The 12,444-nt window shown below is 42.1% G+C and carries 10 protein-coding genes and 3 pseudogenes; 10 read left to right on the top strand and 3 right to left on the bottom strand.

Translation table 11 applies throughout. The features are described 5' to 3' along the window. Positions 1-25 precede the first annotated feature (25 nt). Positions 26-2,299: an FG-GAP-like repeat-containing protein gene (locus AC5590_RS20930; RefSeq protein WP_169265356.1), complete on the top strand. Its 2,274-nt coding sequence runs from the start codon at positions 26-28 to the stop codon at positions 2,297-2,299. A 72-nt stretch (positions 2,300-2,371) separates the two neighbouring features. Here the strand turns inward: AC5590_RS20930 and AC5590_RS20925 are convergent, their stop codons facing one another. Next, positions 2,372-2,665, bottom strand: coding sequence for a hypothetical protein (locus AC5590_RS20925; RefSeq protein ID WP_169265355.1), 294 nt, complete (start codon positions 2,663-2,665; stop codon positions 2,372-2,374). A gap of 258 nt (positions 2,666-2,923) precedes the next feature. Between AC5590_RS20925 and AC5590_RS20920 the strand changes: the two genes are divergently transcribed. The 9 genes and pseudogenes from AC5590_RS20920 to AC5590_RS20880 all read left to right on the top strand — a co-directional run. Then, positions 2,924-3,166 carry a hypothetical protein gene (locus tag AC5590_RS20920; RefSeq protein ID WP_169265354.1) on the top strand — a complete coding sequence of 81 codons (243 nt, stop codon included), beginning with the start codon at positions 2,924-2,926 and terminating at the stop codon, positions 3,164-3,166. A gap of 108 nt (positions 3,167-3,274) precedes the next feature. Next, a complete protein-coding gene (locus AC5590_RS20915; RefSeq protein ID WP_169265353.1) occupies positions 3,275-3,946 on the top strand; it encodes a sigma-70 RNA polymerase sigma factor region 4 domain-containing protein in 672 nt (223 codons plus the stop codon). Continuing rightward, the gene (locus tag AC5590_RS20910; protein WP_246162860.1) at positions 3,939-4,928 is read left to right on the top strand and encodes a DUF1822 family protein; all 990 of its coding nucleotides are present in this window, start codon (positions 3,939-3,941) and stop codon (positions 4,926-4,928) included. The genes AC5590_RS20915 and AC5590_RS20910 overlap by 8 nt, the downstream gene beginning before the upstream one ends. Positions 4,929-5,416: 488 nt before the next feature. Beyond that, positions 5,417-8,749 carry an nSTAND1 domain-containing NTPase gene (locus AC5590_RS20905; protein ID WP_211178464.1) on the top strand — a complete coding sequence of 1,111 codons (3,333 nt, stop codon included), beginning with the start codon at positions 5,417-5,419 and terminating at the stop codon, positions 8,747-8,749. Positions 8,750-9,099: 350 nt separating this feature from the next. After that, on the top strand, positions 9,100-9,417 hold the full coding sequence (locus AC5590_RS20900; protein ID WP_246162862.1) for a Mo-dependent nitrogenase C-terminal domain-containing protein: 318 nt from the start codon (positions 9,100-9,102) through the stop codon (positions 9,415-9,417). A 174-nt stretch (positions 9,418-9,591) separates the two neighbouring features. Continuing rightward, entirely contained in the window at positions 9,592-9,768 is a 177-nt protein-coding gene (locus AC5590_RS20895) for a hypothetical protein (protein WP_169265351.1), read from the top strand. A 236-nt stretch (positions 9,769-10,004) separates the two neighbouring features. Next, the gene (locus AC5590_RS20890) at positions 10,005-10,220 is read left to right on the top strand and encodes a hypothetical protein (RefSeq protein ID WP_169265350.1); all 216 of its coding nucleotides are present in this window, start codon (positions 10,005-10,007) and stop codon (positions 10,218-10,220) included. Between the two features lie 51 nt (positions 10,221-10,271). Further along, the gene (locus AC5590_RS20885; protein ID WP_169265349.1) at positions 10,272-10,526 is read left to right on the top strand and encodes a hypothetical protein; all 255 of its coding nucleotides are present in this window, start codon (positions 10,272-10,274) and stop codon (positions 10,524-10,526) included. 536 nt (positions 10,527-11,062) lie between these two features. After that, positions 11,063-11,290, top strand: a pseudogene (locus AC5590_RS20880) (transposase domain-containing protein); the annotation flags it as partial. 119 nt (positions 11,291-11,409) lie between these two features. Here the strand turns inward: AC5590_RS20880 and AC5590_RS20875 are convergent. Both AC5590_RS20875 and AC5590_RS20870 read right to left on the bottom strand, forming a co-directional pair. After that, positions 11,410-11,532: pseudogene (locus AC5590_RS20875) on the bottom strand (WD40 repeat domain-containing protein); the annotation flags it as partial. Positions 11,533-11,955: 423 nt separating this feature from the next. Continuing rightward, a pseudogene (locus tag AC5590_RS20870) lies at positions 11,956-12,213 on the bottom strand (flotillin family protein); the annotation flags it as partial. Between the last annotated feature and the right edge of the window lie 231 nt (positions 12,214-12,444).

Here is a 12,444-nt window from a genome sequence, read left to right as displayed (position 1 = left end):
TGCAACAAAAAAGGAACCAATATTTATGGTACTCGCCCGTACCGCAAATCATCATCCTGTCGTCTTCATTGATGCCAACGTAGACGACTCCCAAAGTCTAATACTCGGTGCAGTAGCAGAAGCTGAAGTGATTGTCCTAGAAAATCACAGTGATGGAATTGCACAAATAACTGCAGCACTGGTTGGACGCAGCGATATTTCTAGCATTCACATCGTTTCTCACGGTGCGCCGGGATGCTTATATCTGGGTAATAGCCAGCTAAGCCTGGACACCATTGATTCTTATCGCTCACAACTGAAAACTTGGGAATCTGGTTGCATCCAACTCTACGGATGTAACGTCGCCTCCGGGGATGCGGGTGCACAATTTGTTGCTCAACTACACGAATTGACAGGAACAAGTATCGCCGCCTCTTCTAAGCGAGTCGGAAATACAGCATTGGGTGGGAGTTGGCAATTACAACAACACATCGGAGAGTGTGACGCAACGAATGCGTTTACACCCAAACTGATGCAGAGCTACTCTGGGGTATTTGCTGTCACTTTTAGCACTCCTACTTACTATGGAGTGGGGTCAAATCCCTTTTCTATAACCACAGAGGACTTCAATGGTGACGGGCTGCCCGACTTGGCTGTGGGGAACTATGGCTCCGACAACGTTTCAGTGCTGTTGAACAACGGTAGTGGCGGTTTTGGTACTGCAACCAACTTTGCGGTCGGGTTACGTCCGAGATCTGTGACCACGGGGGACTTCAATGGTGACGGGCTACCCGATTTGGCTGTGCCGATCATTGGCTCTGGTGGAGGTACAGTTTCCGTGCTGTTGAACAACGGTAGTGGCGGTTTTGGCACTGCTACCAACTATCAAGCGGGGTTAGGTCCGATATCCGTGACCACAGGAGACTTTAACTCTGACGGGCTACTCGACTTGGCTGTAGCGAACAATAGCTCCAACGACGTTTCAGTGCTGTTGAACAACGGTAGTGGTGGTTTTGGCACTGCCACCAATTTTGCGGTGACGTCAAGTCCCCAATCCGTGACCACAGGGGACTTCAATGGTGACGGTAAACTCGACTTGGCTGTGGCGAGCTATAGCGACAGCAACAACGTTTCAGTGCTGTTGAACAACGGTGATGGTGGGTTTGGCACTGCTACCAACTATCAAGCAGGGTCAAATCCTTATTCCGTGACCACAGGGGACTTCAATGGTGACGGCAAACTCGACTTGGCTGTGGTAAACATTTCTTCCAGTAACGTTTCAGTATTGTTGAACAACGGTAGTGGCGGCTTTGGCACTGCCAGCAACTTTGCGGTGGGGTTAACTCCCAACACCGTGATCACAGGGGACTTCAATGGTGACGGTAAACTCGACTTGGCAACAGCAAACGTTTCTTCCAGCAACGTTTCAGTATTGTTGAACAACGGTAGTGGCGGCTTTGGCACTGCCATGAACTTTAGGGTTGGGCCAAACTCAGGTCCGATATCCGTGACCACAGCTGACTTCGACTCTGACGGCAAACTCGACTTGGCAACGGCGAACGTTAACTCCAAGAACGTTTCAGTATTATTGAGTAGCATCATCAACAACCAACCTCCAGTTGCCGTTGACGACAGCGCCACCACTCGCCAAAATACTGCTGTGACTCTTTCTGTAACCACCCTGCTTGCTAACGACACAGACCCGGATGGCAACCCTTTAAACCCTTTAATCATTACTGCTGTCGGCAATGCGACTAACGGTACTGTGAGCTTAAATGACAATGGCACTCCTGATTATACGAGTGATGACGAAGTTATTTTTACTCCCAACAAGAATTTCAGTGGCAACGCCACTTTTGATTATACCCTCAGCGATGGCAATGGTGGCACTGACACTGGAACCGTCACAGTTGCTGTTGGCCAAAACATCAACGGTGGTAATGGCAATGACACTTTACTCGGGGGTAATGGCAATGATCAACTCGACGGTGGTAATGGCGATGACACTTTACTCGGAGGTAACGGGGATGACCTACTTGTCGGTGGCAACGGTAATGACTTCCTCAGAGGTGGTAACGGGGATGATATCTTAGCTGGTGATGCTGGTGCGGATACTTTCGTCTTGCAGAAGAACAGTGGTGTCGATATAATTACTGATTTCAACCGCAGTGCTGGTGACAAAATCGGTTTAACAGGGGGTCTAACCTTTAAGAATTTGACGTTCTCTGGCAACAATATTCTATCGGATAATAGTATCTTAGCAACCCTAACGGGAGTTAATACGATGACGCTAACTGCAAGTCAGTTTGTGACTGTGTAGAAGATTGGACTTTGGACAAAAAAGAGTGGTTCGCGTATAATTTACGCGAATCAAACGAAAGTCCGTGACTTCTCAATTGACTGTCTCTGTAATTTCAATGCTAGAATTGGTTGCCCCAGCTACTGAGAACACTGGCACTTTTCCAAAGAGGGCATCTGCATAATGGTTGACACATCCTTCAATCAGGTTCACATTTTGAAACATATCGGCGATCGCCTGATTGACCACTCGCCCTTCTTGTGTCTCTCCCTTCCCACGAATTCCTATCCAGTATTGAAACAAATTAGATTCGTAGTAGTTTCTGTTATCTTCTACAAAATTTCTATGTAAATAATCCCCTTCACGAGTAAAGTTGGGTTTAATCATAATCTTTTATGGGTTGTGCAAATTTGTACTACCTTCTAAATTACAATATCGCGTATAGAAAGCCGATGAGATAAAACGATGACCTTAAGTAAAAAGACAGGAACTTCCCTCAAAGCAGCGGTCTTATTTGAACTGGGATGATCCAACTGAGCGCTCAATAGCGTTAGAAACCATTCTCAACGCTTTAGATAGACTGGAGTTGCAGTTACAAAAAAAACTGAATATTCGGCGCTAAATGACGCTCAAGAAGTACTCGAAGTGGCGCGACAAATTCAACTGCAAAATGTAACTATTGATGAAATTGGGCAACCAATACTGAGTAAAGGTGTAGCTAAAGCTCGTCGCATTTCAATTGAAGACCCACCAGATATGCGTCATGGACGTAAAGTCTGTCGGGGGAAGCAACCCAAGCGGCGAGCTTTACGTAAAAGTCGCTCACAACGGTTTGATGGCTATAAACGTCATCACCTACTAGTCGGAAACCTCACGGAAGCCTGCTAAAAAAATCTATTGTAAATTTTTGTAACCTTTCCCACAGGATTTGGATAAAAGCCACAATTACCATCCGATAGTTTTTAGAGGAATACGATTCTCGCCAATGAATAATTTATGAACGAGCAACAGCTTCAAGAGCTAGCTCTACAAGCCCAACAACACGCCCTAGGGACAACAATTAGACGGATAACTTTATCAAAACTAATCGATGATATATACCGCTCAGGCAAACTTTGCCACCCATATAAAGGTCAATTTTCAGGAGTTTATGAACAAATTTATCAGGAGGCTGTACAAGACCTATTTTTGTATATCTGTAAAAATCTTCATAAGTACGACCCGGAACGGGCTTCATTTATGACTTGGGTTAATATGTTATTAAGTCAACGTTTTTTTAAAGAGGCTATTCCCAAAATAATTGGTAAAGCCAATGAAATTAATGTCGAAAGCTCTGTCTTAGAAAACTTGGAAGATTTGGTATTTGACGATAGCGAGAACGAGGATAATTATATCTTTGCTTTTAAAAAAATCAGACGATATATAGAGATAGACCCAAAAGGAATTTTTAAACAAGCACATATCAAAAAATATCCGCAAGTAAATTTCCAAGAAATTGCTGTTAAAAGATGGTCAGGTATATCTTGGAAAGACATTTCCGAAGAATTGAATATTCCAGTGGCAACATTAAGTAATTTTTATCAGCGAACTTTAGAAAAATTTCGCGACGAATTTAGAGATTTATGTGGTAGTGAAGACTTAACGAGTGAGGAAAAAAACTATGAGTGACATGGCAACTATTTCTACATTTACTGGTCCGATATCAACCGTCGCTCGCAGGCTGGCAGAAAAATGCTCAAGACAGCAAGCTACCCCAGAAAAAAGCCAGCAGGTTTTGCTTAATACCTTGTCTGTATCTTTTGTGAATTTCTATCTAGATTGTATGGGGTTTGAAACTGACACTTATGCGAGTGACAGTTGGAATCCGGTACAACAAACTCTGATGGATGTAGCTGATTTATTGATTACAAATTTGGGGAAGTTGGAATGCCGTCCGGTATTAGAAAATGCACAGTTTGTTTATGTGCCACAGGAAGTCCAATCAAACCGGATTGGCTATGTTGCTGTGGAAATAAGTGAAGATTTACAATCAGCCAAGTTGTTAGGATTTGTCAAGGAGGTATCAATTGAATACTTACCTATTAATCAACTAAATCCTCTAGAAAATTTACTGAATTATTTAGAATCTCTACAATTACAAACAACTAAAGACAAGAGTCAAAATTTAGGTTTATCTAATCAAAATTTGGGTTCATCTAGCCAAAGTGTTGTGAACTTCAAAAGATGGTTTGAGAATATTTTTGATTCAGGTTGGTCAACAATTGAATCTATATTCTTAACTGAACCAGTTTGGCAATTTAGAAGTGCTGAAGATGGATTAAAAAACTCTGTTGAACGGGCTAAATTGATTGATTTTGGGATAAAAGCCAACAGAGAATCAGTAGGGATAGTTGTTAAAGTCAGTCATGACGAAAGCAACTGTGACGAGATGAAAATTATTGTGGAGTTACACCCAACAAATGGTCAAGAGTACTTGCCATCTTCTCTGCATGTGATGATTTTAGATGAAGAGGGAACTGCTGTTATGGAAGCTAAAGCCAAAAACGATAACAAAAAAATTGCATTGGAGTTTAACGCTGCTGTGGGGGATAATTTCAGCGTCAATATAGCTTTAGAAAATGTCAGCGTAGTAGAAAATTTTGTTGTCTAGAAAATTACCAAGCCCCTTCCGGGCGGGAACAGGAAACTCTTAATAGGGAACAGTGAAAGGGTTTTTGTATTCGCAATGTATTTAGAGAACTAGCCATTTCTAAGGCACCCGTTCCAGAAAATTGTATCTCAGAAAGGAATATTGCCGTTATACCATTTCACGAAATACTTGATACAAATGATTTTTCTACAATTATTTCCCCCTGCACCCTGCACCCTGCCCCCCTGCTGTCCATTTGTATCAATCTTAAAGTGAAACGGTATTACCCGTGCTTCTTTCTTTGTATATCAAATTACTATGAAATTTTGAAACGATTGCTAGACAAAAAACTATATTTTATGCTTTTACCTTCAGCATCCAAAATTTTGTTTGGCCACAGTCTAACCTGACATTAATGAAAGCGATAGGTTGCAATTCAAGTTTAATTTTTGCGTAAATTTCTTAGAGAAAGTGTAGCTTAAATAGAAGCACTCATTTTTTTGCGACCAATGACAAAATTAGTTGTCTTAAAATTAGACGGCGATTTACAACAGGGTGTAAGGGTAACGCTTTCAATTGCTTTTGAAGGTATTAGTCCTCATAAAGAAGTCACTGGTAATCTACCAACAGTTACAGAATTGCAGACAACAATTGACCAATGGCGATCGCACTATCGAAGCTTAGGAAGTCCAAATCGCGCTCTCAAAGCTAAAAAAGTTACTTACGATGGTTCTATTACTGGCAAATACGAAGACTGCAAAAATTCCGCAACTGAGTTACAAAAGCGACTAAATAACTGGCTGCTTTCGGAATCTTTTCGCTCCATCCGGGAGAGTTGGTTAAAAGAATTACAAGAAAATGAAATAGTACGGATACTAATTCGCACATCTAGTCCACAATTACGACAAATACCTTGGCATCTTTGGGATTTGGTGGAAGAATACCCCCATGCCGAACTGGCTTTGAGTGCAACCGATTATCAAAAAACTATAACAACGAAAACTCCTACCTACAGAGATAAAGTCAAAATTCTGGCGATTTTGGGCAACAGTACTGGTATTGATGTGGAAACAGACCGCAGGTTACTCAATAGTTTACCGGATGCCGATGTCACCTTTTTAGTACAGCCCCAACGTCATGAAATTAATGACCAATTGTGGGAAAAACCTTGGGATATCCTGTTTTTTGCAGGTCATAGTCAAACTGTAGGAGATAGGGGTCGCATATATATTAATGAAAATAAAGAAAGCTTAACTACTGATGACCTCAAATATGGCTTGAAAAAGGCGAAGAGCAACGGGTTAGCCGTGGCGATTTTCAATTCCTGTGATGGTTTAGGATTAGCATCTGAGTTAGAAACGCTACATATTCCCCAAATTATTGTCATGCGGGAACAAGTACCAGATGAAGTGGCGCAGATATTTTTAAAGCATTTTTTAGAGAATTTTGCTTCGGGTAGTAAGTCCTTATATCAAGCAGCCAAGGAAGCCAGGTTAAAGTTGCATGGACTTGAGGATAAATATCCCTGTGCTTCTTGGTTACCAGTAATTTGTCACAATACAGGTGCAACCCCACCAAATTGGTTAGACTTAGGTCGCCGTCCCACCGATATTATTCCCTATCGTGGTTTATTTGCCTTCCGGGAGGAAGATGCACAATTCTTTTTTGGACGAGAAACTTTCACCGATATGTTGGTGGATGCAGTACAAAATCAACCCTTGGTAGCGGTGATTGGTTCTAGTGGTAGTGGTAAATCCAGTGTGGTGTTTGCAGGTTTGGTCAAACGTCTGCGAGATGCTGGAAATTGGCATATTGTTGACTTTCGTCCCGGTTCCAGACCCTTGTTTAATCTGGCAACTGCCCTTGTTGACCAGCAAGAATACTGTTTTGATAGAGCTTACCTTGAAAAAGCAGGGGAGCGCTTAGCAGGGAGCAGGGGAGAAAAGGAGCAAGGGAGCGGTAAGCGGAGCTATCCCGTAGGGAATCGCCCACAAGGAAATTCTCAAAAAGAGTCCCAAATCACCGAACCTGTACTTAGCCGCACTGAACGCTTGCGGGAGATTAGAAACCTTGCCAGCGACCTGGAACAGTATGAAAATGGGTTGCGGGATGTGGTGGATGATATCCTCAAACTTGACCCCAGCCAGCGTTTGTTGCTAGTTGCTGACCAATTTGAAGAACTTTACACTCTTTGCAGAGATACAGGAGAACGCCAAACTTTTCTAGATAGATTACTCGAAGCAATCTATAATTGTCGTAATTTTACTTTTGTCATCACTCTTAGGGCAGATTTTTTGGGACAAGCATTATCTTATCGTCCCTTTGCCGATGCCTTACAGTATGCAGACTTAAAACTTGGTCCGATGACGGATGAGGAATTGCAAGCAGCAGTAGAAAAACCTGCGGCGTTGCTGGGGGTGACAATTGAGGAGGGGCTTGTTGAGCGCATTCTTTCCACTATTAGTGTCGAACCGGGGAATTTACCTTTATTGGAGTTTGCCTTGACTCAACTGTGGGCAAAACAACAAGATGCCCAGTTAACCCGTGCTGTTTACAAGGAAATTGGTGGAGTAGAAGCAGCATTAGCTTGTTATGCTGACCAAGCATATAATCAGCTTAACTTTGAGGAAAAAGAAAGGGCACAGCGAATTTTTATCCAACTGGTGCATCCAGGGGAAGGAGCGGAGGATACCCGTCGTGTAGCTACCCGTGCTGAGGTGGGTGAAGAAAATTGGGATTTGGTAACTCGCTTGGCTAATGCTCGTTTAGTAGTTACGGGAAGGGATGAGAAAACGGGTTTAGATACAGTAGAGGTTGTTCATGAAGCCTTGATCCGCAGTTGGGGACAATTACATCAGTGGATGCAGCAAGATAGGGACTTTCGTCACTGGCAAGAGCAATTGCGGGTAGCAATGCGTACTTGGGAGAGTAGCGGTAATGATGAAGGGGCGCTGTTGCGAGGTAAGCCACTGGTAGATGCTGAATATTGGGAAAGACAACGTTTTTTAGAATTGAGTCCGGTGGAGAGGAGTTTTATTGGGCTAAGTGTGGAATTGCGCGATAGGGAACAAAAGCAGCAAGAACGCAGAAGACGGCTGACTTTTTCTGGACTGGCAGCGGGTTTGGTGTTAGCTTTGGGTTTAGCTGGGCTAGCGGGTATAGGCTGGGGGAATGCTGAAATCAGTCAAATTAATGCCTTAACCCAAAGTTCCGATGGGTTTTTGAGTTCAAATAATGGGCGAAAAGCTGTCGAATCAAGCGTAAAAGCTGCTATAAAAATGCGAGGTAAATTCTGGGTAGATGCGAATACACGCACTCAGGTAAAACTGGCATTATTAAATACAGTTCACAATGTTGCCGCACCTAACACCTTGGGAGGACACGCAAACTGGGTTAATGGCATCAGTTTCAGTCCCGATGGCAAGATGCTAGCTTCTGTCAGTAATGACAGCACGGTGAAACTGTGGGATACCAGCACCAGCAAAGAAATCAAAACCCTTACTGGGCATACAAACGCGGTTAATGGCATCAGTTTCAGTCCCGATGGCAAGATGCTAGCCTCTGTCAGTAATGACAGCACGGTGAAACTGTGGGATACCAGCACCGGCAAGGAAATCAAAACCCTTACTGGGAATACAAACGCGGTTAATGGCATCAGCTTCAGTCCCGATGGCAAGATGCTAGCAACAGCCGGTGTTGACAAGACGGTGAAACTGTGGAGGCTGGATTTTGATTATTTACTCAACGAAGGGTGCAATTTTATGCGCGAGTATTATAAAACCAATCCCCCTGATAATGAGAGTGACAAGCACTTGTGTGATGGAGTTGGTAATAAGAAGTAGTGAGGGGCTGTAATTTTTGACAATTCAATTGAACTTTAGCGTAGTCAAACTTTTATTTGGGGTATTTCAAACTCTTTTAGGCAGTTTTTAAAATCAATCTATTATCAAGGCAATATCAACAGCATAACAGTACCTTTAAAGGTACTTTTTTTATGTAATTCTATCGTCAGAAAAGTACCCATTAGGGTAATACCATTTCATCTAAATGTATGCTGAAGAAAATACCCCAACAAACTTAGGATATTTTATAAAGTTTTGTTAAAACTCTGCTGCATTTCAGATAAAGAGGTTTTTTATTCACCGAGTAATGTGTAGAGCAACCTCGAATTTCTCTCATCATCAAACTTGTAATGTCAGGAAATGAGCGCATGAACACACACACATTAGATTTACTTTTACCGATACGAAAAAAGCTCGATACTATCGAAATCCAGAATTCAAAATTAGCGCGATTATTGTGCCGAGTAATCCCGGCTTCTTGCCCATTTGCAAGTGACATCAAACTGTTTGGGAACTTAATTATCCATATACCACCCTTGTGTAAGCTCAATCCTCTGTATGAGCAGTTAATTGGTTTACGTTTCCGTGCCCTAAACTACCTTGCTCACTTAAACTCGAACACTTCATGGGATGAAAACGGTGTGAGAAAAAGTAGGCTGAATCGTTGACATAGTGTCATTAATCCATAATCTGACAATGCCAAACAAAAAAATCAGGTAGCAAAGTTGACTCTTTGTTTAGTCAGCAGTCAAGAAAAATGATTGCTATAGCAAAGCGCTTGAGCGCTTCGTCATGCTCAAGGTATTCAAAAAATCAATATTAGGATAACTATTAGGAAAACTATGAACAATATTTTATTAATTGATGAACATCCTGAAACCAAAAACCTCTTAATGAAATGCTTGGAAACAGCAGGGTGTGTTTGGCTCATGCTCGAAACCACAAATCAAACCTTAAAAATTAGGACAAATAATGATGAAACTTCCAACTCAAGCTCAACCTGTTGTCAGAAAAGTTAGCAGAGCAACGATACTCGGCGGTGGTATAGTTCCAAGTCAAGACTGTGAGATGGAGTGCTTCCGCAAGTGTCTCCCAAAAGCATTAAATTGTGCAGTACGCGAAGGAGATTGCGGCTTTTCAGAATGTTTGACAAACTGCAAGAGGATTAAATGCCCGTAACTGCTCGCCGCAACACAGAAGTGCGATTAGAACTCGACATCAAACAATCATTTATAAATACCAAGGAGAAACAATCATGACTACTACAAAGATTCAACAATTTCAAGGAACCTCAAAAGAAGGGGATTTTCAATCTGCTCTTGAGGAAGCCATTAGTGTAGCGTTCGAGGCTTTGCAAGGGAACATATCAGATTTTCGCATTGCATGGAAACTCGTTGAAACATCAGGTAGCAAAGGTGGATTGTTAGGAGAGCAAACGATTACCGTGACGATAGAAGCCCAACCACAGTAGTGCGATCGCTGCTTTCGTAGTGCGTTAACGAAAATAATGGAGGAAAAAAAGATGGAAACTTTACATGGGCTTGTTCTCACCGACATTAGTGCAACCATCACAGTCACTAGCAACGGTTGCACTAAAAAAGATGACTTTAAAATCGAACTCACAAAGTCATTGCCTCCCATCGCGACCTTCATCCGAGTGAAGCCTGATAATTGTGATGCGGTTGCACACAGCATTGACCTCGTCTTCTCTCTCAAAGAAGTTGGGGCTGCTGAGTTCAAAGTGGCTAACCCATTTGTACCTGGTCCGGCAAAGTAAGGCACTCGCTCATGTAGGACGATTGATAAGGGAGCGATCGTTCATGGATGAAGAATGAGGTTCAAACGATCTGAAAAGTTAGAATTAACAAACGCATTGCTATTTGAGAGTGAAATTATCTCAATTATCGAGTGCTAAAAAAAGTAGATTTACTAAGTTGTGAATTATTACAGCAGTAAGTAATTGTTTCGGCAGTTGCTCACTGCTGCTTTTTTATAAGATTTTTCACATTCATCTATTTCTCCTGATTGAATAAACTACAAATTATATAGATAGAAACAAATTATCAACGCCTAAAAATAATTAATTATCGCTTCTATGAGTCAATACGGTTCAGTTAAGGCTGAAAGTCATGTAAATTAAATATTGTTGCAAAGAATGGAGATAGAGTGTGGTACATCTCAAAGATTTTTGCTTGATGTCTCCTAGGATACAAAGTAATGATGTACTCAAAGCGATAGAAACAGCCATCCCAGCAACGGCAATCGAGCAGGCGATTCCTAGCCCCTAAGAGGGGCGGCACTCTCGGACGGAGAGCTACGCTTAACGCCAATACAGAAACTGATGATCAACGAAGGCGTTCGTTACCAGCGGGCTTGGTGGTTTGTCTGATAATTGCAATGAGCCTATGGTCGTCAGATTCGATGCGAGATGTACTAAAGAATTTAATAGACGGTCTTTGTGAGGCATGGGTGAAGGTGGGCAAATATTGGCGTATGCCGTGCAAATCAGCAATTACTCAAGCACGACAGCGACTAGGAGCAAATGAGAAAATACGGTCACCAAGAGACTTTCAAGTCTGTTAAGCGTTCGGGTGTTCCTTGTTCCCTGCTATAGGAGCAAAACTTGACTCCACTAGCTCTCCTTCTATTAAACAAGCTACCCAAAGTTTAACGGTTTTATCCCAACTACCACTCGCTAGTAGCTCACGATCTGGGGTGAAAGCGATTGATTGTACTGCATGAGTGTGTCCAAAAAGAGTGCAAATTTCTTTACCTGTATTAAGGCAAAGACATCAGATGCGATACGCGCCCCTTGCGTCTGTTGATCTGCGCGATCATGTGTTTCAGTTACTGAGAACATTAATCGTGAAAAGACTTAACACAAAAAACGTCTTCCTCTATTAGACTTATCTTTTTATTCTAATATCCATTTCAATAGGAAGACGTTTCCATTATCTTGCGACTTTAAACTATGTATAGTTTTCATATGTTTGACAAGGATGCGGTGCATTTACTAGCTTTTTTGAGTATTTATTTCATACGTTTTTTTGGTTCATCATCGTAAGGGATGCATCTATTATCTTTTTCCTGACTTTAGCAAAAGTTCTACATAGGTAATAAACTCTAGGATATTGAGGCACTAGCAGTGGATAACTACTAGTGCTTTTTTGTGATTATTTTTGTTGAATCAGTTGTGACAATTCGTCTTACTTAGCGATATTTCCATCTAATGGAAAATCAATAACAACAGGCTGATGATCGTTTGACGATGGAGTTGGTTCTGATGTGGTTGTTGGTTGTGATTTCGCCTGCAAAGGTATTGTCTTTTCATCAAGTTTCGCAGTTTGATTCCATAAAATCATGGAGAGTAGCCCATCAACTAAGCTATTAGTGCTGCCATTGTTACCACCAACTAGAACATCTGGAATGAGGCGGACATTGCGATCGCCTATAATCTGCATCATCTAGGAGTCATAAATCATTTGTGAACAACAAGATTCCTGACTTCTAAAACAAGTCGTAGGTTGGGTTGAACGGAGTCAAACCCAATAATATCAAACGTCTGTTGGGTTTCGCTTACGCTCTACCCAACCTACCATTCTACTTCTTCCCTACAACGCCAGGTGCCTCAAGTCGGGGAACCCGGACGCCCTTCGGGTATCTCCTGCGGAGACGCTACGCGTAAGTCCCAAAGG

The organism is Brasilonema octagenarum UFV-OR1, from assembly GCF_963888615.1.
GTDB lineage: Bacteria > Cyanobacteriota > Cyanobacteriia > Cyanobacteriales > Nostocaceae > Brasilonema > Brasilonema sennae.
Note: the sequence above shows the minus strand (reverse complement) of the source record. Positions and strands in the feature narration are given on the sequence as shown.